Source organism: Delftia sp. Cs1-4, from assembly GCF_000214395.1.
Classification (GTDB): Bacteria; Pseudomonadota; Gammaproteobacteria; order Burkholderiales; family Burkholderiaceae_C; genus Comamonas; species Comamonas acidovorans.
Map to the genome: position 1 here is coordinate 254343 of NC_015563.1, position 26618 is coordinate 280960.

The following is a 26618-nucleotide window of genomic DNA, read 5'->3' on the forward strand; positions in this document are numbered from 1 at the left end:
CACGCACAAGGAATTCACATGCTGCAAGTCAAGGATCTGTACGTGGCCTATGGCCAGAGCGAGGCGCTGCACGGCATCAGCTTCGAGGGCCGCGAGAACGAAACCGTGGCCATCATGGGCCGCAACGGCATGGGCAAGACCACGCTGTTCAAAAGCCTGATGGGCGTCATGCCCGCCAAGAGCGGCCAGATCACCGTGGCCGGCCAGGACGTCACGAAGGACGAGAGCTTCCGGCGCGTGGCCAAGGGCATTGCCTACGTGCCCCAGGGCCGCATGATCTTCCCCACGCTGACCGTGGAAGAGAACATACAGACGGGCCTGGAGAACGCGAAGACGCGCCAGGTGCCCGACGACATCTACGCCCTGTTCCCCGTGCTCTGGGACATGCGCCGGCGCAAGGGCGGCAACCTCTCGGGCGGGCAGCAGCAGCAGCTGGCCATTGCGCGCGCCCTGGTCACCGACCCCAAGGTGCTGCTGCTGGACGAGCCCACCGAGGGCATACAGCCTTCCATCATCAAGGACATCGCCAAGGCGCTCAACGAGATCCGCAAGCTGCGCCGCATCACCATCGTGGTCAGCGAACAGGTGCTTTCCTTCGCCATGGATGTGGCCGACCGGCTGTTCGTCATCGAGGGCGGGAGATTGGTACATGAAACCGCGCGTGCCGATACCGACGAGCAGCGCATCAAGTCCTACCTCTCCGTCTGATCCGTTTTTTCCCACTGCCATCGCAAGGAGCACACCATGGCCGAAACCCTGATCAAGGTCGATCTCAACCAGTCCCCCTACGACAACCCGCAGGTGCACAACCGCTGGCATCCCGACATTCCCATGGCGGTCTGGGTGGAGCCGGGCGCGGAGTTCAAGCTGGAGACCTATGACTGGACCGGCGGCGCCATCAAGAACGACGACAGCGCCGAAGACGTGCGCGACGTGGATCTGTCCACCGTCCACTTCCTGTCCGGCCCCGTGGGCGTGAAGGGCGCGCAGCCCGGCGACCTGCTGGTGGTGGACCTGCTGGACATCGGCGCGCGCGACGACAGCCTCTGGGGCTTCAACGGCTTTTTCTCCAAGCAAAATGGCGGCGGCTTCCTGGACGAGCATTTCCCGCTGGCCCAGAAGTCCATCTGGGACTTCCACGGCATGTTCACCAAGAGCCGCCACATCCCCGGCGTCAACTTCGCAGGCCTCATCCACCCGGGCCTGATCGGCTGCCTGCCCGACCCCAAGATGCTGGCCAGCTGGAATGAGCGCGAGACCGGCCTCATCGCCACCGACCCCGACCGCATTCCCGGCCTGGCCAACCCGCCCAACGCCACCACCGCCCACATGGGCCAGATGCAGGGCGAGGCCCGCGACAAGGCCGCCGCCGAAGGCGCGCGCACCGTGCCGCCGCGCGAGCATGGCGGCAACTGCGACATCAAGGACCTCTCGCGCGGCTCGCGCGTGTTCTTCCCCGTCTACGTGGACGGCGCCGGCCTGAGCGTGGGCGACCTGCACTTCAGCCAGGGCGATGGCGAGATCACCTTCTGCGGCGCCATCGAGATGGCCGGCTGGGTGCACATGAAGGTCTCGCTGATCAAGGGCGGCATGGCCAAGTACGGCATCAAGAACCCCATCTTCAAGCCCAGCCCCATGACGCCCAACTACAAGGACTACCTGATCTTCGAAGGCATCTCGGTGGACGAAAAGGGCAAGCAGCACTACCTGGACGTGACCGTGGCCTACCGCCAGGCCTGCCTGAACGCCATCGAGTACCTGAAGAAATTCGGCTACAGCGGCGCCCAGGCCTACTCGCTGCTGGGCACGGCGCCCGTGCAGGGCCACATCAGCGGCGTGGTGGACGTGCCCAATGCCTGCGCCACGCTGTGGCTGCCCACGGAGATCTTCGACTTCGACATCAATCCCACGGCCGAGGGACCACAGAAGATCATCACGGGCGGGGTGGATCTGCCCATCGCCCAGGACAAGTAAACCCGGCATACGACACCCGCCATCCACCATCCGCCAGAGGCCGCCCATGCCCACCTATGACTACCACTGCACCGCATGCGGCGGCTTCGACGCGCTGCGCAGTCTCTCGCAGCGCAACGAGCCCGCTCCCTGCCCCAGCTGCGAGGCGGCCTCGCCCCGCGTCTTCGTCAGCGCGCCGCGCCTGGCCTGCACCAGCCCCGAGCAGCGCCGCGCCCACGACACCAACGAGCGCGCCCGGCACGAGCCCAGGCGCTCACGCGATGTGGCCGAGGGCAGCTACGCGCGCATGCGCCACCCTTCGGGCTGCGGCTGCTGCAGCGGCGCCAGCAAGCGCGGCTCCACGGTCACGGCGCCCAACGGCGCCAAGACCTTCCCGACCAAGCGGCCCTGGATGATCAGCCACTGACCGCGGACCCTGCGCCGCACCAATGACAAAGGCCCGCGACGCGGGCCTTTTTCCTGCCTGGCCGTACCGCTCAGTGCACGGCGCCGATGAAGCCGGCCAGCTCCGGCGTCTGCGGGTTGGCGAACAGCTGCTTGGCCGGGCCGCTTTCGTGGATCAGGCCCTGGTGCATGAACACCAGCTGGTCGCCCACGTCGCGGGCAAAGCGCATCTCGTGCGTGACCATGATCAGCGTCATGCCCTCGGCGGCGAGCTGCTTGACCACGGCCAGCACCTCGTTGACCAGCTCCGGGTCCAGTGCCGAGGTGATCTCGTCGCACAGCAGCACCTTGGGCTGCATGGCCAGCGCGCGCGCAATGGCCACGCGCTGCTGCTGGCCGCCGCTGAGCTGGTCGGGGTAGCTGTCGTACTTGTCGCCCAGGCCCACCTTGGCCAGCATCTGGCGCGCCAGCGCCGCCGCCTCGGGCTTTTTCACGCCCTTGACCACGGTGGGCGACAGGGCCACGTTCTCGCCCGCCGTCAGGTGGGGGAACAGGTTGAACTGCTGGAACACCATGCCCACGTTCAGGCGCAGCGCGCGCAGCTGGGCGGGCGAGGGCGCGCTGCCCTCCGAGCCCTTGAGCACGGCGTCGTCCACCACGATCTGGCCGGACTGGATGGCCTCCAGCCCGTTGATGGAGCGCAGCAGCGTGCTCTTGCCCGAGCCGCTGCGGCCGATGATGGCGACCACCTGGCCGCTGTCCACGCTCAGGTCCACGCCCTTGAGCACATGGTTGTTGCCGTAATGCTTGTGAACGGCGCGCACATCAACGAGCGGCATAGAGTTTCTTCTCCAGATGGGATGCGTAGAGGGACAGGGGCCAGCACAGCAGGAAGTAGCCTGCGGCGACCAGGCCGTAGATGAGGAAGGGCTGGAAGGTGGCGTTGGCCAGCATGGAGCCGAGCTTGGTCAGCTCGCTGAAGCCGATGATCGAGGCCACGGCCGTGCCCTTGATGATCTGCACCGAGAAGCCGACCGTGGGCGCTATCGACAGGCGCAGCGCCTGCGGCAGCACCACATGGCGCATCTGCTGCAGGTAGCCCATGGCCAGGCTGGACGAGGCTTCCCACTGGCCGCTGGGGATGGACTCCACGCAGCCGCGCCAGACCTCGGCCAAGTAGGCGCTGGTGTACAGCGTCAGGCCGATGGCGGCCGCCGTCCAGGGCGAGATGTCCAGGCCGGCCATGGACGAGCCGAAGAACACGATGAACATCTGCATCAGCAGCGGCGTGTTCTGGAAGGCCTGGATATAGGCCTTGGCCAGGCGGCGCAGGTTCTGGCTGCGGCCCACGCGGGCGAACAGCACCAGCAATCCGGTGGCGCCGCCCAGCACGAAGGCCAGCAGCGACAGCGCCAGCGTGGCCAGCAGGCCCTCGGCCAGCTTGGCCAGGATGGGCAGCAGGGGAATGTCGGCAATCATGCGGCGTCTCCGGCAGTGGTTGCAGGTGCAGCGGGTGCAGCGGGTGCAGCGGGCCGGGCTGCACTCGGCGTGCGGCGGCCCACCACGAAGCGCTGGCCTATCCAGGCCAGCAACTGGCGCAGTGCCAGGGCCAGCACGAAGTACGCCGCCGTCACCACCAGGTAGGTCTCGAACGCGCGGAAGTTGCGCGACTGGATGAAGTTGGCCGCAAACGTCAGGTCCTGGGCCGCGATCTGCGAGACCACCGAGGTGCCCAGCATCACGATCACGATCTGGCTGCTCAGCGAGGGCCAGACCCGCTGCAGCGCAGGGCGCAGCACCACATGGCGGAAGACCGCCCAGCGGCCCATGCCCAGCGCGCCAGCGGCTTCCAGCTGGCCGCGCGGCGTCTCCTGGATGCCGGCGCGCACGATCTCGGTGATGTAGGCGCCCAGGTTGATCACCGTGGTCAGCAGGCAGGCCTGCCATTCGTTGATCTGCACGCCCAGCGAAGGCAGGCCGAAGAACACGAACATCAGCTGCACCAGGAAGGGCGTGTTGCGTATGCCCTCCACGTACACCTTGAACAGCCAGTGCAGCGGCGCAATGCGCCAGGCGCGGCTGACGCCGCCGGCCACGCCGATGGCGCCGCCCAGCACGGCGCCCGCTGCCGTCAGCGCCAGCGTGAAGCCTGCGCCCTGTGCCAGCAGGCCGCTGTAGTCGAACACGGCACCGAAGTCGAATTGATAGGCCATGGAAGGATTTCCGGGAACAGGGGCGCAGCGGTTACAGGGTGGCGGGCAGCGGCATCTTCATCCAGCGCTGGGACAGGCCGGTCAGGCGGCCGTCGGCCTTGAGCTTGGTGATGATGGCGTCCACCTTCTGCAGCAGCGCCGGCTCGCCCTTGGCCACGCCGATGTAGCAGGGCGTGTCCTCGACCGCGAACTTCACGTCCAGCTGGCGCAGCCTGGTGCGCTCGTTGACGGCGTTGGCCACGATGTTGCCTAGCGTCACCAGCTGCACCTGGCCCGTCAGATAGCTTTGCGCGGTGGCGTTGTTGTCCTCGTAGCGCTTGATGGTGGCCGAGGCCGGCGCCACCTGCGTGAGGGCCAGGTCCTCGGTGGAGCCGCGCGTCACGCCCACGGTCTTGCCGGCCAGGTCGGCAGGGGCCTTGATGCTCACGTCCTTGGGGCCGTAGACGCTCTTGGGGAAGGGCGCATAGGCCTGGGTGAAGTCGATCACCTTGGCGCGCTCGGCGTTCTTGCCCAGGCTGGAGATGACGATGTCGGCCTTGCCCGTGGTCAGGAAGGGGATGCGGTTGGTGCTGGTCACGGGCACCAGCTCCACCTTCACGCCCAGCTCCTGGGCGACCAGGGCGGCCATGTCGATGTCATAGCCCTGCAGCTTCAGGTCGGTGCCCAGCGAGCCGAAGGGTGGGAAGTCCTGCGGAATCGCCACGCGCAGCACGCCGGCCTTCTGGATGTTGGCCAGCATGTCGGCATGGGCTGCGCCGCCCAGGCCGGCAGCGGCCAGGGTGGCGGCCGCCAGGGCGGTGCGGATGAATGCGCGGCGGGGTGTCAGGGGGGAAGTCATGCAAAAGCTCCTTCGGAAGGTGGGGTGAGGCGAAAGGAAAGCGGGTCAGGGTCGGGCGCAGATGTATCGGGCGCCGTTGCGTCGGGCGCCGTCGCGTCGGGCGCCGTTGCGTCGGGCGCCGTTGCGTCGGGCGCCGCCGCGTCGTCCGGTGTGTCGAGATCGATGCCGCTGCGCCTTGCGGCCGACAGCAGGTGGGCGCGCATGGCGCCCGCGGCACCCGGCGCATCGCCCGCGCAGACGGCCTGCACGATGGCGTCGTGCTCGCGCACGGGCTGGTCGTCGGCGCCGCTCCAGGCAAAGGGCAGGCGCAGGCTGTGGCTGATGGCCAGCTCCAGCTGGCGCGCCATGGCCACCAGGCCCGGGTTGCCCGACAGCTGGGCCAGCAGCAGGTGGAACTGCAGGTCGGCGTCGGCGGCGGCCAGCAGGTCGCTGCGGGCCAGGGCGTGGGCCAGCTGGGACTGGGTCCATTGCAGCTGGCGCAGGCCGCTGTCGTCGGCGCGCACGGCCGCCAGCGCGGCCCAGCCGGGCTCCAGCACCAGGCGCAGCTCGATCAGCTGGCGCGGCGACAGCGTGCCCAGCGCCGGGGTGGCATAGGCGCGGTGCATGCGTGCACGGCCGCTGTGCGGGCCGTTGATGCGCACGCCCTTGCCCGGCTGGATCTCGACCAGGCCCAGGGCCTCCAGCATGGACAGCGCCTCGCGCAGCGAAGCGCGGCTGATGCCCAGCTGCCGGGCCAGCTCGCGCTGCGGCGGCAGCTGGCTGCCGCCGGGATAGTGGCCGCTCAGGATGTGCTGCTGCAGCGTCTGGGCCATCGAGATCGGAATGCTTTGCATGGGCTGGCGCGGGTGGAGGGTTTTGGCCTGACTGGTCAGACCACGTACCCAGCAGATAGCGAATTGCGTGCCAGATGCAAAAAAAGGAGCGTTGTCCTCAGGCACTGCAAAGAATCCGGGGCGATGGGGCATCGACAATCCGCCCCGAAGGCGCTGCCGGCGGCCCGCGCTGCCGCGCTTTGGTGCAGTGCCGCATGGCTTTGTGCAGGCCTGCCCCGAATGCGGGCGTAAAACCCGCACTGCAGGCCGCCGCCAGCCGCCGTAGAATCCCGGGCTTTGGCCCGAGGAGCGTTGCAGCGCGGCACCCGCCCATCCGTACACCGGAGCGCGTGCCGCGTCAGGCTTGGGCCAGGTGCAGGTTCCCGGCCGGACCGCGCCCACGGTGCCAACGACGCTCACCTGTTGCCATGCCGTTTTTGCAGGTGAGCTTGATGTCGTCCTCTTTCACTCCCCCTCCCATGCGTCTGTCGGGCCTGGAGCCCGTCTCCATCGGCGAGGGCACGCTGTTCGTCAACGTGGGCGAGCGCACCAACGTCACGGGCTCCAAGGCCTTTGCACGCATGATCCTCAACGAGCAGTACGAGGAAGCGCTGTCCGTGGCTCGCCAGCAGGTGGAAAACGGCGCCCAGGTGATCGACGTGAACATGGACGAGGCCATGCTGGACAGCAAGGCCGCCATGGTGCGCTTTCTGAACCTCATCGCCTCCGAGCCCGACATCGCCAAGGTGCCGGTCATGGTGGACAGTTCCAAGTGGGAGGTCATCGAGGCCGGCCTGCGCTGCCTGCAGGGCAAGGGCATCGTCAACTCCATCTCCATGAAGGAAGGCCTGGATGAATTCAAGCGCCAGGCCCGGCTGATCAGGCGCTACGGCGCGGCCGCCGTGGTCATGGCCTTCGACGAGAAGGGCCAGGCCGACACCTACCAGCGCAAGATCGAGATCTGCGAGCGCGCCTACCGCATCCTGGTGGACGAGGTGGGCTTCCCGCCCGAGGACATCGTCTTCGACCCCAACATCTTCGCCGTGGCCACCGGCATCGAGGAGCACGACAACTACGCCGTGGACTTCATCGAGGCCGTGCGCTGGATCAAGCGCAACCTGCCCGGCGCCAAGGTCTCGGGCGGTGTCTCCAACGTGAGCTTCAGCTTCCGCGGCAACGACCCCGTGCGCGAGGCCATCCACACCGTCTTCCTGTACCACGCCATCTCGGCGGGCATGGACATGGGCATCGTCAACGCCGGCATGGTCGGCGTCTATGACGACCTGGAGCCCCAGCTGCGCGAGCGCGTGGAAGACGTGGTGCTCAACCGCCGCCCTGACGCTGCCGAACGCCTGCTGGAGATTGCCGACGCGGCCAAGGGCGCCGCCAAGGACGACAGCAAGAAGCTCGAATGGCGCGGCACGCCCGAGAACCCGAAGACCGTGGGCGAGCGCCTGTCGCACGCCCTGGTGCACGGCATCACGGACTTCATCGTCGTCGACACCGAAGAGGCCTACCAGCAGATCGTGGTGCAGGGCGGCGGCCGCCCGCTGCACGTGATCGAAGGCCCGCTCATGGACGGCATGAACATCGTGGGCGACCTGTTCGGCGCCGGCAAGATGTTCCTGCCCCAGGTGGTCAAGTCGGCGCGCGTGATGAAGCAGGCCGTGGCCCACCTCGTGCCCTACATCGAGGAGGAAAAGCGCCAGCAGGAAGCGGCGGGCCTGGACGTGTCCAGCAAGGGCAAGATCGTCATCGCCACCGTCAAGGGCGATGTGCACGACATCGGCAAGAACATCGTCACCGTGGTCCTGCAGTGCAACAACTTCGAGGTCATCAACATGGGCGTGATGGTGCCCTGCCATGAGATCCTGGCCCGGGCCAAGGCCGAGGGCGCGGACATCATCGGCCTGTCGGGCCTGATCACGCCCAGCCTCGAAGAGATGCAATACGTCGCCGGCGAGATGCACAAGGACGACTACTTCCGCATCAAGAAGATTCCGCTGCTGATCGGCGGCGCCACCTGCTCGCGCGTGCACACCGCCGTCAAGATCGCGCCCAAGTACGAAGGCCCCGTGGTCTACGTGCCCGATGCCTCGCGCAGCGTCAGCGTGGCCCAGAGCCTGCTGGGCGAGAACAAGGGCAACTACCTGGCCGAGATCCAGGCCGACTACGACAAGGTCCGCACCCAGCACGCCAACAAGAAGAAGACACCGCTGTGGCCTCTGGCAAAGGCCCGCGCCAACGCCACGCCCGTGGACTTTTCCCAGGCCCCCGTGGCGCCGCGTGCCCTGGGCCGGCGCGTGTTCCGCAACTTCGACCTGGCCGAGATCGCCGAGTACATCGACTGGGGCCCGTTCTTCCAGACCTGGGACCTGGCCGGCCCCTATCCGGCCATCCTCGACGACGAGATCGTCGGCGTCGAGGCGCGCAAGGTGCTGGCCGACGGCCAGGCCATGCTCAAGAAAATCATCGAAGGCCGCTGGCTGCAGGCCAACGGCGCCATCGGCCTGTTCCCGGCCAACCGCGTGGGCGATGACATCGAGTTCTATGCCGACGAGTCCCGCAGCCAGGTGCTGATGACCTGGTACGGCATGCGCCAGCAGACCGAAAAGCAGATGGTGGAAGGCCCGGATGGCCAGCCCGTGATGCGCCCCAGCCGCTGCCTGTCCGACTTCGTGGCCACCAAGGAATCGGGCATCCAGGACTACGCGGGCCTGTTCGCCGTCACGGCCGGCATCGGCGCCGAGAAGAAGGACAAGGAGTTCGAAGACGCGCTGGACGACTACTCCGGCATCATGTTCAAGGCCCTGGCCGACCGCCTGGCCGAGGCCTTCGCCGAATGCCTGCACCAGCGCGTGCGCAAGGACCTGTGGGGCTATGCGCCCGACGAGGACCTCAGCAACGAAGCGCTGATCAAGGAACAGTACAAGGGCGTGCGCCCCGCGCCCGGCTACCCGGCTTGCCCCGACCACAGCGCCAAGACCGACCTGTTCGCCGTGCTCAAGGCCGACGAGATCGGCATGAGCCTGACCGAAAGCCTGGCCATGAACCCGGCCTCCAGCGTCAGCGGCTTCTACATCGGCCACCCCGACTCCGTCTACTTCAACGTCGGCGAGATCGGCGAGGACCAGCTCGCCGACATGGCCGCGCGCCGGGGCATGGACATCGAGGAGCTGCGCAGGCTGCTGGCGCCGAATCTCGCCTGATATTGGGTTGACCGCTGGCTTGGCTACGCCGGTCAGGCGTGCGATTTTTCGCTATTTTGGACAAAGGCATTCATCTTTGACTGGAATAGCGGACAGGGCGCGCCAGCGGCGCAGGCAGTCGATCAGAAGATGTGATCCGGCGGAGCGTTCACGCGCGCGCCGATGCTGCCGGAGCCAGGATGCCCTACAAGGGCCCGGTGCACGCCAGCCGAACCCGCACCTCCTTGTTGGCGGCCAGGGCCGGGTCGGTCGCAAGGACGAGTTTTCTCTCCCCCCCGCTGCCCAGGTCGATCAGGCCTTCCTGCAGTACCTGCCGGACGCCCCCTCGGTTCACGCTGCTCGTGTAGGTCGCCAGAGCCGAAAGGCATCCGCACTCGCCAATCGATTTGCGCAGTTGAACACGGGTGTTCGCCCACACCACGTTGGACTCTGTGGAAGTCTTCGTCGCCGTGATCGACACGCAGGCTGAAAGATCGTTCTGAAACGTTATCTGGTCGGCATGGGCAGCAAAGGCGGACCCAGCCAAAAGAGCGGCCGATATTGCGTATCTGTTCATGCCGTACAAGTGTGCCTCCGTTCGGTTGGATGTCCGATGCCGCGCCCAAAAAACAAGGCGCACGAGGCGCCTTGTCATGGGTCAGCGGGATGGGAGTTTCAGAGCCCGATTTCCTTGTTGTACGCCTTGCGCGCCGTCACGGCCGTATCCGTGAAGTCGGTGAACACGCCGTCGATGCCCAGGCGGTAGTAGGTCAGGTATTCCTGCACGGGGTCGCCCTTGTACAGGCCGGCCAGGCGGCCCGGCTCGTTGCGGAAGGTGAAGCTGTGCACGATCAGGCCGGCCTTGTGGGCTTCGCGGATCAGGCCCGTGTCCTTGACGGTGTTCACGTCCTTGAGGCCGGCGCCGTCCTTGTAGGGCACGACGGAGTGGGCCAGGACCTGGGGCTTCCAGGGGCCGATGCCGTCGGCATAGGTCTTGATGTCGGCCAGGCCTGCGGGCGTGAGCATGGCGGCGAAGGTGCGGGCGTCGCCGGCCAGGGTCCAGCTGTAGGGGCGGCCGCTGATGAAGGTCCATTCATCGTTGGTGATGTAGACCATGGAGCCGTCGCGCAGGCTGAAGTCGTTGCCGTCGATCAGCTGCACGCCCTTGGCCTTCATGCCGGCCTGGCGCAGGTACTTGAGGCTGGCCGGGTCGAAGCTCTGGATGTAGATGGCCGAGTCCTTGGCGTTGAGATTGTTCTGGTCCAGCAGCTTGATCACCGCGTCTTCAAACGGGCGCGAGCCGGGCGCGCCGCAGCCGTTGGCGATCGCCTGCTGGTTGTTCCAGTAGGGGTTCTTGGTCTCGGCGTAGACGGGGATGGTGCGGCCCAGGGCCTTGCCCTTGGCGGCGGCGATGTCCAGCACGTCCTGGGCGCTGATCAGGGGCAGCTTGCCGTTCCACTCGGTGGGGCGCTCGCTGCGGTTGTCCAGGATGGTGCCGGTCAGCCAGGTGCGCAGCTCCTGCAGCGTGAAGTCGCTGATGGACCAGTCGTTGCGGTGGTCCTCGCCATCGACCACCAGGGCCTTGAGCACGGACTTGGGATCGTTGGCATCGAGCTGGTCGCTCAGGTATTGCGAGGGGCCGTTGGCAGGCACGGCGGGGTACTTCACGTTGACCAGCACGCCGGCCGTGGTGCGCTGGCGGCGTGCCACTTCGGCATTGGTCTTGGCCACGTCAGCCACGTTGGTGCTGTCGCTGAGCCAGGCGTTGTGGCGGGCGACCAGCTGGCAGTCCTTCGTCATGTGCATGTCGAGTTCGAGCATGTCCGCGCCTGCATCGGCGGCGGCCTCGTAGGCCATGCGCGTCTGCTCCGGGAACTTGCCCGAGAAGCCGCGGTGGGCGATCACCTGGGGCTGCTTTCCGTCGAGCGTGAGGTAGAACGAGCCGCCGTCACCGCCGCAGGCCGTGAGGACTGCAGCCGCGCACAGGGACGCGAGCAGGGGAGTGCGGGAAAAGGACATAGGACGTTGGGTCATATCCGAAGCAGTGGTGGGTTGATGAACGGCGCGCAATGCGCCAACTCAGCAGCGTATGCAGTCAGCCGTGTCGGCACCATGACAGTGCGTACCGTATGGCCCAGATTGGCGTTTTAGCGACGGTCGGTGGAAATTTGCCGACCCTCCGACACAGGGTTATCCCCCGAACAGGGGCGCCAGCGTGGCACGCAGGCGGTCGCTGGCGTCGGGGGCTTCGGGCGGGCGGATCTCCAGCGAGCGTTCCACCGTGCCGATGTGCTCCAGCAGCAGGGCCTTGGCGCCCTCGGTGTCGCCGCGCTCCAGCGCCTCGACGATGCGTTCGTGCTCGGCGCAGGACTGGCTGGCGCTGTGCGTGGACTGGAACAAGGTGGCCGCCAGCGTGGTGCGGGCCGTGAGGTCGCGCAGCGTGAGCGCCAGCAGGCGGTGGCCCATCTGCTCGGCCAGGCAGACGTGGAAGTCGGCCAGCAGGAAGGCGCGCGTGGCCGCGTCGGCGCCGGCAATGGCGTCCTGCTCCTGGGCGATGTGGCGGCGCAGCTGGCCGATCACGCTTTGCATCGGGCGGCCGGCCTCGCCCAGGATGCCGGTCTCGATGATGCGGCGCGCCGCGAAGGCATCCTGCGCCTCCTCGGCCGAGGGCTGGACCACGTACCAGCCGCGCCGGGGCTGCACCTGCACGAAGCCGCGCGCCTGCAGCTGCATCAGCGCCTCGCGCACCATGGTGCGGCTGACCGCGAAGTTGTCGGCCAGCTCCTGCTCCCCCAGCCGTTCGCCGGGCGCCAGTTTCTGGGCCAGGATGGCTTCGACGACGCGCTCGGCGATGTGCTGGGGGCTTACAGGTGTCATTGCGTTGCAGGGTGGGCAGGAGTCACGGTTGCGGGGACGGCGGCGGCGGAGGGCTCGGCGTCGGGCCCCTGATTGTCGGCCAGGCCGTTGAGCACGGCATGGGCGCGCTCGCGGTCGATGTCACCTTCCCAGGCGGCGATGGCCACGGTGGCCACGCAGTTGCCGATCAGGTTGCCCAGCGCGCGGGCAATGCCCATGAACCAGTCCACCGACAGCACCAGCACCAGGCCGATGGCGGGGATGGCCGGAATCGCATGCAGCGTGGCCGCCAGCACCACGATGGCCGAGCCCGGCACGCCGTGGGCGCCCTTGGAGGTCACCAGCGCAATCGCCAGGATGGTCAGCAGGTCGGCCATGCCGATGGGCGTGTTCGTGGCCTGGGCGATGAACACGGCGGCCAGCGTGATGTAGATGGAGAAGGCGTCCAGGTTGAACGAGTAGCCCGTGGGAATCACCAGGCCCACGGTGGAGTCGCGCACGCCCATGTTGCGCAGCTTGGCCATGATCTGGGGCAGCACGCTGTCCGAGGAGGTGGTGGCGAAGACCACCATCAACTCCTCGCGCAGGTAGCGCAGCAGCTTGATCAGGCTGAAGCCCGAAAAGCGCATCACCAGCCCCAGCACCACGAAGACGAAGAAGATCACCGCCACGTAGAACAGCAGCACCAGCATGCCCAGCTGCTTGAGCGAGCCGATGCCGTACTGGCCCACGGTGAACGAGATCGCACCCAGCACGCCCAGCGGGGCCAGCTTGATGAGGATGCCCATGATCTTGAACAGCACGTTCGACAGCGTGTCGATCAGCGCATGCACGGGCGCGCCGCGCTCGCCCAGCATGGTCAGCGCGCAGCCGAACAGCACGGCGAACAGCAGCACCTGCAGCACGTCGCCCGTGGCAAAGGCCTGCACCACGGTGGTGGGGATGAGCTTCATCAGGAAGTCCACCGTGCCGCCACTGGTCAGCTTGTCGGCGTTGCTGGCGTAGGCGCTCATGGCCGAGGCGTCGAGCTTGCTCGGGTCCACGTTCATGCCCGCGCCGGGCTGGAACACGAAGGCCAGCACCAGGCCCAGCACCAGGGCGATGGTGGTCAGCACCTCGAAGTAGATCAGCGACTTGACGCCGACCCGGCCCACGCGCTTGAGGTCGCCTGCGCCCGCGATGCCGTGCACCACCACGCAGAACACCAGCACGGGAATGATCATCTTGATGAGCTTGATGAAGCCATCGCCCAGGGGCTTGAGCTTCACGGCCCATTCAGGGGCCAATATTCCGGCGAGCACACCCAGGATGAGTGCGATCACCACCTGTCCGAACAGTGATCTGGCAAAGCGGCGCATAGTCGTCTTTCGCAAGTTGTGGAATCTTGTATGCAAGTGGATTTACAACTTGCATGCAAGAATGTAGACAAGCGAAACGCGTGCCAGCAGAGGGTATTCCCTGCAGATTTGCGGCACTCCAGAGAGCATCAGCCCTGACTTTTTCTGCATGAAATCCGCCGATGCGGGCGGGCCTCCCAGCCGTGGTGCAGGGCGGGTGGCCGTCATGCCCGCGCATGGTGCGCAGGCGGGTGCGCGGGCGGGGCGCAGGCCCCGTGGCGGGGCATGCGCGGGCGCGGTGCCTTGCGCACCGCACCGGGATCAGCGCAGGTTGCGCTCCATCGCGCGGTCCTTGATGAAGAAGGCCGCGAACAGGCCCAGCGTCACGCCGAACATCACATAGAAGGCCGGCGCCATGGGCGAGCCCGTGGAGCGGATCAGCCAGGTCACGATGAACTGCGCGAAGCCGCCGAAGATCATCACCGCCACGTTGTAGGCCATGGACATGCCGGCCGAACGCACCTGGGGCGGGAACAGCTCGGCCATCACCGTGCTGAACACGCCGAAGAACACGGCCACGAACACGCAGACCACCAGCTGGGTGATCAGCAGCTTCTGCACCGTGGGGCCGTCCGTCAGCCAGGCATACAGCGGGTAGAGCACCACCAGGTAGCCGATCAGCGAGCCGATGGTCAGCATGCGGCGGCCCACGCGGTCCGACAGGGCGCCGAAGAACGGCATGATCACCACCATCAGCGCGGCGCCGGCCATCTGCACCATGAAGGCATCGCGCATGGGCAGCTTCAGCGTCACCGTGGCATAGGTCACCAGATAGGTGAAGGTGATGTAGATGGACACCGTGGCCGTGACCACCAGGCCCATGCCCACCAGCGTCTCGCGCGCATGCGTGCGCAGCATCTCCATGATGCCGATCTGGCGCGCCTTGCCGCTGGCCTGAGCAGCCTGCATTTCCTTGAAGACCTCGGGCTCCTCCACATGGCGGCGGATGTACAGCGCCACGGGAACGATCAGCAGGCCCACGGCGAAGGGCACGCGCCAGGCCCAGGCCATCAGCTCCTCCTCGGTGAAGATCTCGGTGATCAGCGTGCCCGTGGCCGCGCCGATCAGCAGGGCCAGCATCTGGCCGGCCATCTGCCAGGAGCCATAGAAGCCGCGCTTGCCGGGCGGTGCCAGCTCGATCAGCAGTGCCGTGGACGTGCCGAACTCGCCGCCGGCCGCAAAGCCCTGCAGCAGCCGTGCCAGCACGATGAACAGCGGCGCCAGGATGCCCACGGCCGCATAGGTGGGAGCCAGCGTGATCAGCGCGATCGCCACCGCCATCAGGCCCGTCACCATCACCATGGCCGCCTTGCGGCCCTTGCGGTCCCCGTACAGGCCCAGCAGGATGCCGCCCACGGGCCGCATGAAGAAGCCCACGCCGAACACGGCCGTGGTCATCAGGATGCGGTTGATGTTGTCGTCCGGATTGTCGGGATTGCTGGGGAAGAACAGCTTGGCGACGATGGGTGTCATGAAGGCGAACACCAGGAAGTCATACCACTCCAGCGCGTTGCCGATGACGGCAGCCACGATGTTGCGGGTCGAGACGGTTTGCTTGGTCAAAGCAGGGTCCATTTCCGAAAAGGGATTGAAAAGACGGCAGTCACGCCCGGGGCATGGGTCGGCGTGCCTGCCCGGGCCGCAACCCGGGCGTACACTGCTTCGCCATATGCAATGCCTATGCCATGGCCTGCGTCGTCCACGAAGGGCGGCGCAGGCCATGGCGCAGATGGAACCACATGACTACCTGGAAAAACACCCGCGACTGGCTGGAAACACTGGTCGCATTCGACACCACCAGCCGCAACTCCAACCTGGCGCTGATCGAGTGTGTACGCGATGAGTTGGCCACGCTGGGCGTGAGTGCCCGATTGTTCCACTCTCCGGACGGCGCCAAGGCCAATCTCTTCGCCACTTTGCCGGCCCACAACGGCGAAACGCAGGGTGGCATCGTGCTGTCCGGCCATACCGACGTGGTCCCGGTCGATGGCCAGCAGTGGAGCACCAACCCCTTTGCGCTCACCGAAAAGGGCGGGCGCCTGTATGGTCGCGGCAGCTGCGACATGAAGGGCTTCATCGCCGCCTCGCTGGCGCTGGTGCCCGAATTCCTGGCCACGCAGCGCGCCAGGCCCGTGCACCTGGCCTTCTCGTACGACGAGGAAATCGGCTGCGCGGGCGCGCCCGTGATGATCAACCAGCTCAAGGCCGAGGGCGCACGCTTCGACGGCTGCGTGGTCGGCGAGCCCACCAGCATGCAGGTCGTGGTGGCGCACAAGGGCATCAACCTCTACCGCTGCCGCGTGCACGGCAAGGCCGCGCATTCGTCGCTCACGCCGCGCGGCAGCAATGCCATCGAGTACGCGGCGCGGCTGATCTGTCGCATCCGGGACATCGCCGACCACTTCAAGGCGCACGGCCCCTACGACGAATTCTTCGACGTGCCCTTTACCACCATGACCACCAACCAGATCCAGGGTGGCATCGCGGTCAACACCATCCCCGAGCTGTGCGAATTCGCCTATGAATTCCGCAACCTGCCCGGCATGTCGGTGGATGGCATCCAGGCCCAGGTCGAGTCCTATGTGCGCGACGAACTGCTGCCGCGCATGCGCGCCGAGTTCGCCGACGCGCGCATCGAGATCGAGACCGGCGCCAGCGCGCCCGCGCTGGAAGCCTCGGAAGAAGCCGCCATCACCCAGCTGGTGCGCGCGCTGACCGCCGACCAGGAAAAGCGCAAGGTGGCCTACGGCACCGAGGCCGGCCTGTTCCACAACGCCGGCATTCCCACCGTGGTCTGCGGCCCCGGCTCCATCGAGCAGGCGCACAAGCCCGACGAGTTCGTCGAACTGGCCCAGCTCGACGCCTGCGAGCGCTTCCTCAGCAAAATGGGCACGAGTCTGTGATCACCCCCTGAGTCGCTTCGCGCCTTCCCCCTCTCTTCGGAGGGGGACGACACCCTTGCTGCGGGGCGGCCCTTGCTCGGTGTCCCTCGCCTTGGGGGCGCGGGAGTTTCGAGGTCAAGCTCAAGAAATCTCGTCTTGCCCCGCTCAGCGCACAGGAATGGCGATGGGCCGCAGCGGCGCGGCGTCGCCGCCGCGGATCTTGAGCGGGCCGCCGATGAAGGCGAACTCGTAGACCTTGTCGCGCGACAGGTCGTCCAGCGCCACCAGCTCCATGATGGGCACGCCCTTTTGCGCCAGCAGGTAGCTGTGCAGCGGGACGTAGTCGTCGTCCACCTCGGACGGGAACGTCTCCAGGCTCAGGTTGTCGGCGCCCACGATCATGGCGCCGCCTTCCTCCACCAGAAAGCGCGCGGCATCCAGGCCCAGGCCCGGCGGCTTGGCCATGTAGGCCTGGGGCTGGCCGTACAGCTTCATGCGGCCCGTGCGCACCAGCACGATGTCGCCTTCCTGCAGCGTCACCTTCTGGCGTGCCAGCGCGTCCTTGAGGTCCTGGCGCGTGATGCGGTACTGGTCGGGCAGCATCTCCAGGCCCTTGGCGGCCGCCACGTCGATCAGCACGCCGCGCGCCACCAGCGGCGGGAATTTCTCGATGCCCGTGCGCTGCCAGCCCCGGTCGCCCAGATGCTGGTCTGCGCTGAAGCCGTTCCAGATCCTGCCGCGTATGCCGAAGTGGTTGAGCGCATCGATGTGCGTGCCCGTGTGGCTGTACATGGAAAACGCCGTGCCCGTGTAGCTGCGCGTGGCGTTCATGTCCTTGCCCACGTTCATAGGATCGTCCACCACGGTGCCGCGCGGCGTGTGCGTCATCCAGAACTGGTAGTGCGGATCGCCCGCGTCCTGCCAGCTGGGCATGCCCACGTAGTACTCGGTGGCCAGGTCATAGACCTGCCCGCCCGTGATGCGCTGCAGGATGGCCGCGCGCGAGGCCGGCGTGATCAGGTTCAGGCGGCCGATCTCGTCGGCCGGCCCCCAGGGGCTGGTGCCCACGTCCTGGCGTGCGCCGGCCGGAGGCTCGTGGCCGCCATGGGCCTGGGCGGCTGTGCCCGCGAAGGCGGTGGCCAGGGCGATCACGAGAGAGGGCAGCGCCATGCGGCGAGCGAAGCGTTGGAGAGTCATGCAAGAGTCCTTGGTCTGCTGAAAAAGGGCGCGCATGCCGCGCGCGAAGGAAGGCGGAAAAACGCCGGTGAAAAAAGCAAAGACGGGGGCGCTCAGGCCGCCAGGAAGTGCAGGCGTTCGCGCAGCGCAGCCAGCGACTGGGTCTGCAGCGGCGGCAGGCGCGGCGCGATCAGCGTGGGAATGGAGCGCAGGCCCATGCGCTGCGCCAGCGCGCGGTCCTGGCGCACCTGCTCCAGCGCCTGGGCGCCTTCCATGCAGCCCGCGAAGGCATTGCGCTCGAAGCCTGTGCGCGTGGCGATGTCCAGCAGCACTTCGGCGTCGCCGATGTTGCGGTGCTCGCTCATGTGGGCATGCTGGATGGCGTCGAACAGATCCCAGTGCGCGTCATCGCCGCCCAGGATCTGGGCCGCCTGGCAGGCCAGTGCGCCGGCCATGCCGCTGGGGTACTCGAAGGCCTCGCGGCGCATGCCCTCGATGTCGATGCGGTCCTCGTCGTCATGCTCCGCGCAGGCCTGCCAGTGCTCCAGGATGACCTGCTTGGCGCGCTCCATGGAGCCGAAGGCCGCCACCATCTCGGCGCGCGAGGCCTGCAGCACGAAGCTGCGGTGGCGCACGCGCAGGCCCAGCTCGCGCGCCACCTGGCGCAGGCGTGGCGACATCACGTAGCACCAGCCGCAGACCACGTCATGGAAGAAGTCGATGGCGGGGGCGACCGCAGGCGCCGCTGCGGGCGCCGCCTGCAGGGCCTGCTGCGGCGAGGGCGCCGCCGCATCCTGCGCGGGCAGGGCGCAGGAAAAATCATTGCATTGCGTCATGCTTGTGTCCTTCATGGCTGTGATGGACGGCAAGCGTAGGCCGCAGGCCCGGCGCGAAAAAGGGGCGTGCGCTTGAGGAACTCTTAACGCGGCGTCAACAATCCTCGCCCATGGCGGCAGGCAGCTCCTCGGCCAGGAAGTCCACGAAGGCGCGCACCTTGGGCAGCAGGTGGCGCTGCGTGGGATAGACCGCGTAGACATGGCGGGCCTGCGCGGCCTGGTCCGCAAGGTCCAGTGCGACCAGTTGGCCTGCCGCAATCGCCGGCCGCGCCAGGAACGAGGGCAGGGCGCCAATACCCAGGCCCGCCACCAGCAGGTCGCGCAGCATCAGGCTGTTGTTGACGTTGGCGCGCGCCTCGGACGGAGCCTGGGGACTCTCGCCCGCTTCGCGGGGCGCATGCGCCAGGCTGTAGTTCAGCAGCGCATGGCCGCGCAGCGCGGCGGCACTGGCCGGGCGGCCATGCGCCTGCAGATAGGAAGGGGCCGCGCACAGCATCTGCGACAGCGAGGCCAGGCGCCGCGCGATCAGCGAGGAGTCCGCCAGCTCCGCGCTCAGGCGGATGGACACATCGAAGCCCTGGCCCACCGCGTCCACCAGCCGGTCTTCCATGGACAGGTCGATCTGCAGCTGCGGATGGCGCTGCATGAAGCGCGCCAGCAGCGGCGACAGCGTGCTCAGCGCAAACGACAGCGGCGCATTCACGCGCAGCCGGCCGGCCACCTGCTGCGACTGCGCGCGCACCGACTGTTCCAGCGCATCGAATTCATCGAGCAGCCTGCAGCACTCGGCGTAGTAGGCCTGGCCCGTGTCGGTCAGGCTCATGCGGCGCGTTGTGCGCTGCAGCAGCACGGCGCCCAGATGGGCTTCGAGCGCGCGCAGCTGCTTGCTCAGCGCGGCCGAGGACAGGTCCAGCGCGTCGGCCGCCTTGGCGATGGAGCCCAGTTCTACGATGCGCCGGAAGGCGCGCAAGGGGGTCAGCGTATCCATGGGGAAAAAGCAAAGAGTGGCGCGCAGCGTAGCAGGCCGCTCGGGTTTGCCGGGGCATGCCTGCGGGGGCAGGGGCGACAATCGCCAGGTACGGCGCGCCCGCCGCGCCCCTTTGTCTTCACCGAATCTGTTCAATCCCATGCCCCAGACCACTCCCGCCTGCCCCCAGTGCGGCCTTGAAAACACCTATCCCGACGCCACCAGCTACATCTGCCCCGACTGCGCCTTCGAATGGCCCATGCAGGCCGAAGAAGAGTCCGGCGAAGCCGCCGCTGGCGACGGCATCGTGCGCGACGCCAACGGCAATGCGCTGGCCGACGGCGATGCCGTGATCCTGGTGAAGGACCTCAAGGTCAAGGGCTCGTCCACCGTGCTCAAGAAGGGCAGCAAGATCAAGGGCATCCGCCTGGTCGATGGCGCCGACGGCCACAACGTGGACTGCAAGACCGAACTGGGCTCCATGCTGCTCAAGTCGGAGTTCCTCAAGAAGGCCTGAGCATGCTGGCGCTGTCGCTTGCGGTATCGGCGGTCCTCGGGCTGCTGGCGCTGTGGGTGTTTGCGCCCCTGTTCCTTGCGCTGACCGCTGGCGCGGTGGTGGCCCTCATGCTGCTGACACTGGCCGGCCGTACGGGTCTCACGGGCCGCACCGCGCGCGCCCTGCCCGTGGCGGGCTGGTGGGCCGTTGCGCTGTGCGCCGGCGCGGCCTGCGTGGCCATGCTGGTGGTGCTGCCCGACCGGCTCGATGGCGCGCCCTTCCTCGCCTTCGGCATGGGCCTGCTGGCAGCCACCTGCGCGGGGGCGCTGGTCTGGTTGACGGGCTGGCTGATCGCCGGGCGGCAGCCTGTGCAGGTGTCCTGGTGGACCGGCTCGGCCCTGGCCGGCCTGGGCGCCTTCTTCGCCCTGCTGCTGGGCGGCCCCGACACGGCGGGCTGGATGGCCTGGCGCGACCAGCTGCGCGGCTACGAGGCCGTGCCGCTGCGCATCACGCTGGCCGAAGCGCCCACGGCGCAGCGCGAGCAGGCCCTGGCCGAACTGCTGCAGCCCTTGCTGGAGCAGGGCAGCCGTGCCGTCCGCCATCGCCAGTCCACGCGCTTCGGCAACTCGGTAGAGCATGCCGTGGTGCCCGCCCGCTGGCGCATCGAGGGCAGGCTGCTGGAGATCATGTTGGCCGAGAAACCGCCCGCGCCCCTGCTCAGTGCCCATGTCGCTTTGCTGGAGCAATTCGCCGCCAGCGGCCCCGCCCAGGCGGGCCAGGCACCGTCCTGGCTGATGCTGGCCAGCGCCCAATGCCTGCCGCCGCCACGCCTGCGCGAACTGTCGCGCCTGCTGGGCCAGGGCAGCGAGCTGCTGGCCCGCGCGCGGCGCTGCACGCAGCAGCGCTCGGCGCAATTGCAGCGCCTGTGGCCGCTGCTGGCCGGCAGCATCGAGCGCGTGGAGGTGGGCGAGGCGCGGCGCTTTCATCCGTGGCTCGGCCTGCAGCGCTGGCAGGCTGTGGCACCTACCGACAATCCGGAACCCTAGGCGGGCTCCACATCCTTCCACTGGCCGGGCTCCAGGCCGTCCAGCGTGTAGGGCCCGATGGCTGCGCGCACCAGCCGCAGCGTGGGGTGGCCAATGGCCGCCGTCATGCGGCGCACCTGGCGGTTGCGGCCTTCGCGGATGACCAGTTCGATCCAGCAGTCGGGAATGTTCTGGCGCACGCGGATGGGCGGGTCGCGCTGCCACAGCACGGGCGGCGGCTCCAGCCGGCGCGCCTGCGCGGGCAGCGTCATGCCGTCGTTGAGCTGCACGCCCTGGCGCAGGGCCTGCAGCGCGGCCTCGTCGGGCAGTCCCTCGACCTGTACCCAGTAGGTCTTCTCCATCTTGAAGCGCGGATCGGCAATGCGCGCCTGCAGCGGGCCGTCATTGGTCAGCAGCAGCAGTCCTTCGCTGTCGGCGTCGAGCCGGCCTGCCGCATGCACGCCCGGCACGTCGATGTATTCCTTGAGGCCACGCCAGCGGCCCTCGGGGGTGAACTGGCTGAGTACGCCGTAGGGCTTGTTGAAGCACAGCAGGCGTGAGGGGCCGGTGTCGGGCCGGTCGGCGAAGGCGGGTCGGGCGCGCAGGGCCGGGCCTGCAAAAGGGCGCAAGGGTGGGCGTTTTCTGGGTTGCATGGACTCAGCGATTGTCGTCGGGATAGACCGCACGCACGCACTCCAGCCAGGCCCTCGCCGCGCGTGACAGATAGCCGCTGCGCCACAGCTGCACCACGTCCCAGTGCAGTTCAGGCCCCACCAGCGGGCGGCTGGACACGCGCCGGGGGTCGAACCGCGCGATCACATGTTCGAACATCACGGCCACGCCCACGCCTTCTGCCACCAGGTCGCCGATGAAGTCCCAGTAGCGCGTCTGCAGCCGCACCTGTGGGCTGAAGCCTGCCGCCGCGCAATGCTCCAGCACGGCCTGGTGCAGGGCGAAGTCCGAGGTGTAGAACACAAAGGGCCGCCGGGCCAGCTCGCTCCAGTGCACGGGTGCGTTCGGGTCGGGCACCTCGTGCGCGGCAAAGGCCACGCGTGTCTTCTGGTGGGCGATGGTGCAGTACTCCAGGCCCTCTCCGGCCAGGTCGCCACCCGCCTCGCCCGCGCCGTGCAGGCCCAGCGCCATGTCCAGCTTGCCGTCCAGCAGCAGCTGGCGCTGGGCGCGTGCGCCCTGCTCCTGCACATGCAGTTCCACGCCCGGATGCAGTTGCTGAAAGCGCGCGATCACGGGCGCCATGTAGTGCCCGGCCGTGGGCATGATGCCCACGCTCAGGCTGCCGCGCGCAATGCCGTCCACCTCGGCCACCTCCTGCAGCAGCTGGCGTGACTGCTCCAGCACCTGCAGGCCGCGCGCGTGGACTACCTGGCCTGCGTCGGTCAGTTGCACACCGCGCCCCTCGCGCAGCAGCAGCGGGCCGCCCAGCTCCTCCTCCAGCGCCCGCACCATCTTGCTGATGGTGGGCTGGGTCACATGCAGCGCCTCGGCCGCACGCGTGAAGCTGTTGCAGCGCACCACCTCGACAAAGTAGCGCAGCGCGCGCAGGTCCATGAGGATTCCTTTTGTGCATGGGAAAAATGGAGATTATTCATTTTACGAATCTGAGTGCAAACCCTAGGATTGCCCCATGTCAAAGATTTCCGCCATGCCCGTCCTGCGGCCGCAGGTGTTTCAGGGCCTGCTGCATCACTGCTGGCCGCTGCTGCGCGGCATGCTGCAGGTGGGGCTGCTCAGTGCGCTGTGGGTGGCCATGGAGGCCGTGCGCGCCCATTTCGGCTGGGGCATGCCGGCCGGGCTGATCGGCTTCGCGCTGCTGGCCACGGGCCTGTTCAGCGGGCTGGTCAAGGCGCGCTGGCTGCAGGGCGGCACCAACTGGCTGCTGGCCGAGATGCTGCTGTTCTTCGTGCCCGCCATGCTGGTCGTCACCGAATACACCGAGCTGATCCAGCACCAGGGCCTGCGCATCCTGGGCGTCATCGTGGCCAGCACGGCCTGCGTGATGGCCGCCACGGCGCTGGCCGTGGACCGCGTCTACCGGCTGGAGCTGTGGCTGGCCCGGCGCCGCTCCACGCGCGCCGGGCTGCACAGGGAGCAGGAGTGAACGCCATGTCCGACCAGGCCATAGGCCTGCTGTCGCTGCTGGCCACGCTGGCCTGCTATGCGGCCAACAAGCGCGTGTACCGCCGCCATCCGCATCCGCTGCTCATGCCCATCGTCGCCACGCCCATGGTGCTGATCGCGCTGGCGCTGCTGACCCATGTGCGCTACCCGCAGTACATCGCCCAGACGCACTGGCTGGTCTGGCTGCTGGGCCCCACCACGGTGGCCTTTGCGCTGCCCCTGCACGAAAACCGCCACTTGCTGCGCAAGCACTGGATGTCGATCGCCACCGGCGTGCTCGTGGCCAGTGGCGTGTCCATTGCCACCACCATCTGGTTCGCACAGGCCTTCGGACTGCCCGTGGACCTGCAAAAGGGCCTGGCCGTGCGCTCGGTGACCACCCCCTTCGCCATCGAGGCCGAGCGCGTGCTGGGCGGGCCCACCGACCTGGCCGCGCTGTTCGTGCTGCTCACGGGCGTCAGCGGCATGCTCATGGGCGAGACCATCCTGCGGCTGCTGCCGCACGTGCGCAGCAAGCTGGCTGCGGGCGCCATTCTGGGTGGTGCCGCGCATGGCAGCGGGGTGGCGAAGGCGCGGCAGTTCGGGGATGTGCAGGCGGTGGTTGCTTCGTTGGTGATGATGATTGCGGGGGCGTTGAATGTGGTGGTGGCGCCTTGGGTGCGGGTGCTGTTTTTCTGAAGTGATTTGCTGAAGTGATGCGGGAGCTACTATCCGTGACCGGTGTTTGATGGCTGGGGTTTTGGGGACCCGGCTGTCTTTGGGTTTGGGGCGGGATGGGGCTACCCGTAAGGGCGTCCGCATGCCTTGCACATGTTCTTAACTCCCGCCCGCCTTGTTTGTGCCTCGATTGCTTTTGGCTTAGGTGCAATCTTTTGCCCCTGCCGGGTGGTTGTTTTTCGAGGCCGGGTCTCGGCCCGGCAGCCGACTGCCCTTTCTTGATTCGCCAAGAAAGGTCAGATCAAAGAAGGCGACCCGGATGTCCGCGACCCCTTCGCTGCGCTGCGGGGCCACCTGCGCCGTGGCGGTTGCGGGGTTCGCCGTGAAACTCACTTCGCTCTGCGAGCTACGTTCAAACAATCACGGCGAGTCAGATGACGAAGCAGTCCTGTCCTGCGGCAGGACTGCAACCCCGCAACCGCCACGGCGCAGGCGCGGACATACGGGGAGTGGGTGCGAGCCTTCGCTTCGCTCGGCCTGGGGCGCTTGCCATCTTGAAAGCCTCTATCATCGCGGCAGCCCCCTGTTCCGGGGCCGGTGCGTAAGAACACCCAAAACGAAGCGGTGCGGCCTCGCCGTCAAGGAGGCCTTGTCACGTCTGATTTCCGGAGCGTGGGCGCAAGCCTGCGTTCCTGCGGTTACGGACGGGATGGGGCTACCCGCAAGGGCGTCCGCACGGCTTCGTTCGTGTTCTTAACATCCCGTCCACCTGTCTGTGCGTAAGAACACGGGCCGGTGGTTTTTGTTCTCACGAAGGAGTACGAAACCATGCACGGCATTTCTTCTTTTGCATTTCCCTCTGCCACCCGAGCGCCTCACTCTCGCGCATCTGCCGTGGGAAGGGTTGCGCCATGAGTACCGCTTCCACAACCCTGACCCAGCCCACACCCCAGCAGTTGAGCCATGCCGTGACCGAAATCGGCCGGCTGACGCTGCAGGGCAGCAGCGAGGTGTACTCGCTGGGCCAGCTGGCGCTGGCCTGGCTGGAGCGGCCCGAGGGCTACCGCAATCTGGAGGTGGTGGCCAATGCGCTGCAGGCCATTTGCGGGGCCGCGCAGCGGATGGAGGAGCTGGTGGAGGACGAGGTCAACTACGTGCATTGCCTGCAGGAAGACCCGGCGTATCTGCGGCGAATGGCGGCTGCTGCGGTGGTGTTCCAGCGCTGATTCGCTGGTCCGCTTGCCAGGGCGCCCCGGGCTGCTGACACCCGGAATCCGCCCAATGAAAAAGCACCTCGAAAGGTGCTTTTTTCTCGTCAGCCGGATGCTGTTCAGGCCAGCGTGTAGGCGGTCTTCACCGTCGTATAGAACTCCTGCGCATAGCGGCCCTGTTCGCGCGGGCCGTAGCTGCTGCCCTTGCGGCCGCCGAAGGGCACGTGGTAGTCCACGCCGGCCGTGGGCAGGTTGACCATGACCATGCCGGCCTGGCTGTGGCGCTTGAAGTGGGTGGCGTGCTTGAGGCTGGTGGTGGCAATGCCTGCGGCCAGGCCGAAGGGGGTGTCGTTGGCCACGGCCAGGGCTTCCTCGTAGTCCTTCACGCGGATGACGCTGGCCACGGGGCCGAAGACTTCCTCGCGGTTGATGCGCATGGCGGCCTGGGTGTCCACGAACAGGGTGGGCGCCATGTAGTAGCCCTTGTTGCCGCTGCCGGTGTGGCAGGCGGCGGCTGCGCCGCCCGCAGCCAGCACGGCGCCTTCGGCCTTGGCGATTTCCACGTAGCTCAGGTCCTGCTCCAGCTGGGCCTGGCTGACCACGGGGCCCATGTCGGTGCCTGCGGCGCGGGCGTCGCCCACCTTGATCCTGGCCATGCGGGCCTGCAGGGCCTCGATGAAGGCGGGGTAGATCCTGTCGGTGACGATGAGGCGGCTCGATGCCGTGCAGCGCTGGCCCGTGGAGTAGAAGCCGCTTTGCGCGGACAGCTCCACGGCCTGGGTGAGGTCGGCGTCGTCCAGCACGATCTGCGGGTTCTTGCCGCCCATCTCCAGCTGCACCTTCTTGCCGCTTTCCACGCAGGCGCGGGCAATGCCGCGGCCCACGCCCACGGAGCCGGTGAAGCTGATGGCGGCCACGTCGCTGTGGCGCACCAGGGCATCACCGATGACGCGGCCCGGGCCCATGACGAGGTTGAAGACGCCGGCCGGAATGCCCGAGCGGTGAATGATGTCGGCCAGCGCCCAGGCGCTGCCGGGCACGAGGTCGGCAGGCTTCAGGACCACGCAGTTGCCGAAGGCCAGGGCCGGGGCGATCTTCCAGGCGGGAATGGCGATGGGGAAGTTCCAGGGCGTGATCAGGCCCACCACGCCGACAGGCTCGCGCGTGATTTCCACGCCGATGCCGGGGCGCACGGAGGGCAGGGTCTCGCCGGCCAGGCGCAGGCATTCACCCGCGAAGAACTTGAAGATCTGGCCTGCGCGGCCGACTTCGCCAATGGCTTCGGGGCGGGTCTTGCCTTCCTCGCGCGCCAGCAGGTCGCCCAGCTCTTCCTTGCGGGCCAGGATTTCGTTGCCGATCTTGTCCAGGGCGTCGTGGCGGGCCTGGATGCCCGAGGTGCTCCAGGCGGGAAAGGCCGCGGCTGCCGCGGCGATGGCGGCTTCCACATCGGCGGCATTGCCCTGGGCGTACTCGCCGATCACATCGGACAGGTCGCTGGGGTTGGTGTTGGCGCTGTAGCCGTCGGCGGCCTTCCATTGGCCGTTGATGAGGTTGTCGTAGCGGGACATGA

26 protein-coding genes and 1 riboswitch are annotated in these 26618 nt (G+C 67.5%); of the genes, 10 read left to right on the forward strand and 16 right to left on the reverse strand.

Annotated features, from left to right (window positions below):
• The first annotated feature begins 18 nt into the window (after positions 1–18).
• From urtE to DELCS14_RS01115, 3 genes are read left to right on the forward strand one after another with little or no spacing between them, the layout of a single operon-like run.
• Positions 19–708 (forward strand): urea ABC transporter ATP-binding subunit UrtE, encoded by a 690-nt coding sequence (urtE, locus tag DELCS14_RS01105; protein ID WP_012202163.1) that lies wholly within the window; start codon positions 19–21, stop codon positions 706–708.
• Positions 709–744: 36 nt separating this feature from the next.
• On the forward strand, positions 745–1974 hold the full coding sequence (gene fmdA, locus DELCS14_RS01110) for a formamidase (RefSeq protein ID WP_013800108.1): 1230 nt from the start codon (positions 745–747) through the stop codon (positions 1972–1974).
• A gap of 46 nt (positions 1975–2020) precedes the next feature.
• Positions 2021–2380, forward strand: a complete 360-nt coding sequence (locus DELCS14_RS01115; protein WP_012202165.1) for a zinc ribbon domain-containing protein — start codon at positions 2021–2023, stop codon at positions 2378–2380.
• 70 nt (positions 2381–2450) lie between these two features.
• Here DELCS14_RS01115 and DELCS14_RS01120 read toward each other — a convergent pair whose 3' ends face one another.
• The 5 genes from DELCS14_RS01120 to DELCS14_RS01140 are packed head-to-tail and all read right to left on the reverse strand — an operon-like array spanning position 2451 to position 6242.
• Positions 2451–3197 carry an amino acid ABC transporter ATP-binding protein gene (locus tag DELCS14_RS01120; RefSeq protein WP_012202166.1) on the reverse strand — a complete coding sequence of 249 codons (747 nt, stop codon included), beginning with the start codon at positions 3195–3197 and terminating at the stop codon, positions 2451–2453.
• Positions 3184–3837: an amino acid ABC transporter permease gene (locus DELCS14_RS01125; protein WP_012202167.1), complete on the reverse strand. Its 654-nt coding sequence runs from the start codon at positions 3835–3837 to the stop codon at positions 3184–3186. The genes DELCS14_RS01120 and DELCS14_RS01125 overlap by 14 nt, the downstream gene beginning before the upstream one ends.
• Positions 3834–4571, reverse strand: a complete 738-nt coding sequence (locus DELCS14_RS01130) for an amino acid ABC transporter permease (protein ID WP_013800109.1) — start codon at positions 4569–4571, stop codon at positions 3834–3836. The genes DELCS14_RS01125 and DELCS14_RS01130 overlap by 4 nt, the downstream gene beginning before the upstream one ends.
• 31 nt (positions 4572–4602) lie before the next feature.
• The gene (locus DELCS14_RS01135) at positions 4603–5409 is read right to left on the reverse strand and encodes a transporter substrate-binding domain-containing protein (protein ID WP_013800110.1); all 807 of its coding nucleotides are present in this window, start codon (positions 5407–5409) and stop codon (positions 4603–4605) included.
• On the reverse strand, positions 5406–6242 hold the full coding sequence (locus DELCS14_RS01140; RefSeq protein ID WP_013800111.1) for a FadR/GntR family transcriptional regulator: 837 nt from the start codon (positions 6240–6242) through the stop codon (positions 5406–5408). Before DELCS14_RS01140 ends, DELCS14_RS01135 begins: the two co-directional genes overlap by 4 nt.
• A 277-nt stretch (positions 6243–6519) precedes the next feature.
• A riboswitch (S-adenosyl-L-homocysteine riboswitch) is annotated at positions 6520–6646 on the forward strand.
• A gap of 27 nt (positions 6647–6673) precedes the next feature.
• Here DELCS14_RS01140 and metH point away from each other — a divergent pair.
• Positions 6674–9430 carry a methionine synthase gene (gene metH, locus DELCS14_RS01145; protein WP_228676838.1) on the forward strand — a complete coding sequence of 919 codons (2757 nt, stop codon included), beginning with the start codon at positions 6674–6676 and terminating at the stop codon, positions 9428–9430.
• A 184-nt stretch (positions 9431–9614) separates the two neighbouring features.
• Here metH and DELCS14_RS01150 read toward each other — a convergent pair whose 3' ends face one another.
• From DELCS14_RS01150 to DELCS14_RS01170, 5 genes are all read right to left on the reverse strand, one after another.
• Entirely contained in the window at positions 9615–9986 is a 372-nt protein-coding gene (locus tag DELCS14_RS01150; RefSeq protein ID WP_013800113.1) for a DUF2195 family protein, read from the reverse strand.
• A gap of 98 nt (positions 9987–10084) precedes the next feature.
• Complete coding sequence (locus DELCS14_RS01155; RefSeq protein WP_013800114.1) at positions 10085–11428, reverse strand: glycerophosphodiester phosphodiesterase family protein; 1344 nt, start codon at positions 11426–11428, stop codon at positions 10085–10087.
• A 171-nt stretch (positions 11429–11599) separates the two neighbouring features.
• Positions 11600–12286 (reverse strand): GntR family transcriptional regulator, encoded by a 687-nt coding sequence (locus tag DELCS14_RS01160; protein WP_012202175.1) that lies wholly within the window; start codon positions 12284–12286, stop codon positions 11600–11602.
• Positions 12283–13623 (reverse strand): C4-dicarboxylate transporter DctA, encoded by a 1341-nt coding sequence (locus DELCS14_RS01165; protein ID WP_013800115.1) that lies wholly within the window; start codon positions 13621–13623, stop codon positions 12283–12285. The genes DELCS14_RS01160 and DELCS14_RS01165 overlap by 4 nt, the downstream gene beginning before the upstream one ends.
• A gap of 300 nt (positions 13624–13923) precedes the next feature.
• The gene (locus DELCS14_RS01170) at positions 13924–15237 is read right to left on the reverse strand and encodes an MFS transporter (protein WP_012202177.1); all 1314 of its coding nucleotides are present in this window, start codon (positions 15235–15237) and stop codon (positions 13924–13926) included.
• Positions 15238–15401: 164 nt separating this feature from the next.
• Between DELCS14_RS01170 and argE the strand changes: the two genes are divergently transcribed.
• A complete protein-coding gene (gene argE, locus DELCS14_RS01175; protein ID WP_013800116.1) occupies positions 15402–16565 on the forward strand; it encodes an acetylornithine deacetylase in 1164 nt (387 codons plus the stop codon).
• 144 nt (positions 16566–16709) lie between these two features.
• Here argE and DELCS14_RS01180 read toward each other — a convergent pair whose 3' ends face one another.
• From DELCS14_RS01180 to DELCS14_RS01190, 3 genes are all read right to left on the reverse strand, one after another.
• The gene (locus DELCS14_RS01180; protein WP_013800117.1) at positions 16710–17741 is read right to left on the reverse strand and encodes a cyclase family protein; all 1032 of its coding nucleotides are present in this window, start codon (positions 17739–17741) and stop codon (positions 16710–16712) included.
• 92 nt (positions 17742–17833) lie between these two features.
• Positions 17834–18556, reverse strand: a complete 723-nt coding sequence (locus DELCS14_RS01185) for a DsbA family protein (RefSeq protein WP_013800118.1) — start codon at positions 18554–18556, stop codon at positions 17834–17836.
• Positions 18557–18650: 94 nt separating this feature from the next.
• The gene (locus DELCS14_RS01190; protein ID WP_013800119.1) at positions 18651–19544 is read right to left on the reverse strand and encodes a LysR family transcriptional regulator; all 894 of its coding nucleotides are present in this window, start codon (positions 19542–19544) and stop codon (positions 18651–18653) included.
• Between the two features lie 139 nt (positions 19545–19683).
• Between DELCS14_RS01190 and DELCS14_RS01195 the strand changes: the two genes are divergently transcribed.
• A complete protein-coding gene (locus DELCS14_RS01195) occupies positions 19684–20040 on the forward strand; it encodes a zinc ribbon domain-containing protein YjdM (RefSeq protein WP_013800120.1) in 357 nt (118 codons plus the stop codon).
• Between the two features lie 2 nt (positions 20041–20042).
• Complete coding sequence (locus DELCS14_RS01200) at positions 20043–21065, forward strand: hypothetical protein (RefSeq protein WP_013800121.1); 1023 nt, start codon at positions 20043–20045, stop codon at positions 21063–21065.
• On the opposite strand, the gene DELCS14_RS01205 is transcribed toward DELCS14_RS01200, so the two are convergent.
• Both DELCS14_RS01205 and DELCS14_RS01210 read right to left on the reverse strand, forming a co-directional pair.
• Complete coding sequence (locus DELCS14_RS01205; RefSeq protein ID WP_013800122.1) at positions 21062–21697, reverse strand: pseudouridine synthase; 636 nt, start codon at positions 21695–21697, stop codon at positions 21062–21064. The genes DELCS14_RS01200 and DELCS14_RS01205 overlap by 4 nt on opposite strands.
• Positions 21698–21701: 4 nt before the next feature.
• Entirely contained in the window at positions 21702–22610 is a 909-nt protein-coding gene (locus tag DELCS14_RS01210) for a LysR substrate-binding domain-containing protein (RefSeq protein WP_013800123.1), read from the reverse strand.
• 76 nt (positions 22611–22686) lie between these two features.
• Between DELCS14_RS01210 and DELCS14_RS01215 the strand changes: the two genes are divergently transcribed.
• The 3 genes from DELCS14_RS01215 (at position 22687) to DELCS14_RS01225 (ending at position 25063) form a co-directional block, all read left to right on the forward strand.
• Positions 22687–23160 carry a CidA/LrgA family protein gene (locus DELCS14_RS01215; RefSeq protein WP_013800124.1) on the forward strand — a complete coding sequence of 158 codons (474 nt, stop codon included), beginning with the start codon at positions 22687–22689 and terminating at the stop codon, positions 23158–23160.
• 5 nt (positions 23161–23165) lie between these two features.
• Positions 23166–23858, forward strand: a complete 693-nt coding sequence (locus DELCS14_RS01220; protein WP_013800125.1) for an LrgB family protein — start codon at positions 23166–23168, stop codon at positions 23856–23858.
• Positions 23859–24748: 890 nt separating this feature from the next.
• The gene (locus tag DELCS14_RS01225) at positions 24749–25063 is read left to right on the forward strand and encodes a hypothetical protein (protein ID WP_013800126.1); all 315 of its coding nucleotides are present in this window, start codon (positions 24749–24751) and stop codon (positions 25061–25063) included.
• 104 nt (positions 25064–25167) lie between these two features.
• On the opposite strand, the gene DELCS14_RS01230 is transcribed toward DELCS14_RS01225, so the two are convergent.
• Entirely contained in the window at positions 25168–26616 is a 1449-nt protein-coding gene (locus DELCS14_RS01230) for an aldehyde dehydrogenase family protein (protein WP_013800127.1), read from the reverse strand.
• Positions 26617–26618 lie beyond the last annotated feature (2 nt).

What these genes read in the sequence shown, in the direction of transcription:
- DELCS14_RS01230 (WP_013800127.1), bottom strand. Translation starts at nt 26,616, where the DNA reads ATGTCCCGCTACGACAACCTCATCAACGGCCAATGGAAGGCCGCCGAC.
- DELCS14_RS01210 (WP_013800123.1), bottom strand. Translation starts at nt 22,610, where the DNA reads ATGGACCTGCGCGCGCTGCGCTACTTTGTCGAGGTGGTGCGCTGCAAC.
- DELCS14_RS01150 (WP_013800113.1), bottom strand. Translation starts at nt 9,986, where the DNA reads ATGAACAGATACGCAATATCGGCCGCTCTTTTGGCTGGGTCCGCCTTT.
- DELCS14_RS01180 (WP_013800117.1), bottom strand. Translation starts at nt 17,741, where the DNA reads ATGACTCTCCAACGCTTCGCTCGCCGCATGGCGCTGCCCTCTCTCGTG.
- DELCS14_RS01120 (WP_012202166.1), bottom strand. Translation starts at nt 3,197, where the DNA reads ATGCCGCTCGTTGATGTGCGCGCCGTTCACAAGCATTACGGCAACAAC.
- DELCS14_RS01130 (WP_013800109.1), bottom strand. Translation starts at nt 4,571, where the DNA reads ATGGCCTATCAATTCGACTTCGGTGCCGTGTTCGACTACAGCGGCCTG.
- DELCS14_RS01160 (WP_012202175.1), bottom strand. Translation starts at nt 12,286, where the DNA reads ATGACACCTGTAAGCCCCCAGCACATCGCCGAGCGCGTCGTCGAAGCC.
- DELCS14_RS01215 (WP_013800124.1), top strand. Translation starts at nt 22,687, where the DNA reads ATGTCAAAGATTTCCGCCATGCCCGTCCTGCGGCCGCAGGTGTTTCAG.
- DELCS14_RS01165 (WP_013800115.1), bottom strand. Translation starts at nt 13,623, where the DNA reads ATGCGCCGCTTTGCCAGATCACTGTTCGGACAGGTGGTGATCGCACTC.
- DELCS14_RS01205 (WP_013800122.1), bottom strand. Translation starts at nt 21,697, where the DNA reads ATGCAACCCAGAAAACGCCCACCCTTGCGCCCTTTTGCAGGCCCGGCC.
- urtE (WP_012202163.1), top strand. Translation starts at nt 19, where the DNA reads ATGCTGCAAGTCAAGGATCTGTACGTGGCCTATGGCCAGAGCGAGGCG.
- fmdA (WP_013800108.1), top strand. Translation starts at nt 745, where the DNA reads ATGGCCGAAACCCTGATCAAGGTCGATCTCAACCAGTCCCCCTACGAC.
- DELCS14_RS01125 (WP_012202167.1), bottom strand. Translation starts at nt 3,837, where the DNA reads ATGATTGCCGACATTCCCCTGCTGCCCATCCTGGCCAAGCTGGCCGAG.
- DELCS14_RS01135 (WP_013800110.1), bottom strand. Translation starts at nt 5,409, where the DNA reads ATGACTTCCCCCCTGACACCCCGCCGCGCATTCATCCGCACCGCCCTG.
- metH (WP_228676838.1), top strand. Translation starts at nt 6,674, where the DNA reads ATGTCGTCCTCTTTCACTCCCCCTCCCATGCGTCTGTCGGGCCTGGAG.
- DELCS14_RS01115 (WP_012202165.1), top strand. Translation starts at nt 2,021, where the DNA reads ATGCCCACCTATGACTACCACTGCACCGCATGCGGCGGCTTCGACGCG.
- argE (WP_013800116.1), top strand. Translation starts at nt 15,402, where the DNA reads ATGACTACCTGGAAAAACACCCGCGACTGGCTGGAAACACTGGTCGCA.
- DELCS14_RS01170 (WP_012202177.1), bottom strand. Translation starts at nt 15,237, where the DNA reads ATGGACCCTGCTTTGACCAAGCAAACCGTCTCGACCCGCAACATCGTG.
- DELCS14_RS01155 (WP_013800114.1), bottom strand. Translation starts at nt 11,428, where the DNA reads ATGTCCTTTTCCCGCACTCCCCTGCTCGCGTCCCTGTGCGCGGCTGCA.
- DELCS14_RS01195 (WP_013800120.1), top strand. Translation starts at nt 19,684, where the DNA reads ATGCCCCAGACCACTCCCGCCTGCCCCCAGTGCGGCCTTGAAAACACC.
- DELCS14_RS01220 (WP_013800125.1), top strand. Translation starts at nt 23,166, where the DNA reads ATGTCCGACCAGGCCATAGGCCTGCTGTCGCTGCTGGCCACGCTGGCC.
- DELCS14_RS01190 (WP_013800119.1), bottom strand. Translation starts at nt 19,544, where the DNA reads ATGGATACGCTGACCCCCTTGCGCGCCTTCCGGCGCATCGTAGAACTG.
- DELCS14_RS01200 (WP_013800121.1), top strand. Translation starts at nt 20,043, where the DNA reads ATGCTGGCGCTGTCGCTTGCGGTATCGGCGGTCCTCGGGCTGCTGGCG.
- DELCS14_RS01185 (WP_013800118.1), bottom strand. Translation starts at nt 18,556, where the DNA reads ATGACGCAATGCAATGATTTTTCCTGCGCCCTGCCCGCGCAGGATGCG.
- DELCS14_RS01225 (WP_013800126.1), top strand. Translation starts at nt 24,749, where the DNA reads ATGAGTACCGCTTCCACAACCCTGACCCAGCCCACACCCCAGCAGTTG.
- DELCS14_RS01140 (WP_013800111.1), bottom strand. Translation starts at nt 6,242, where the DNA reads ATGCAAAGCATTCCGATCTCGATGGCCCAGACGCTGCAGCAGCACATC.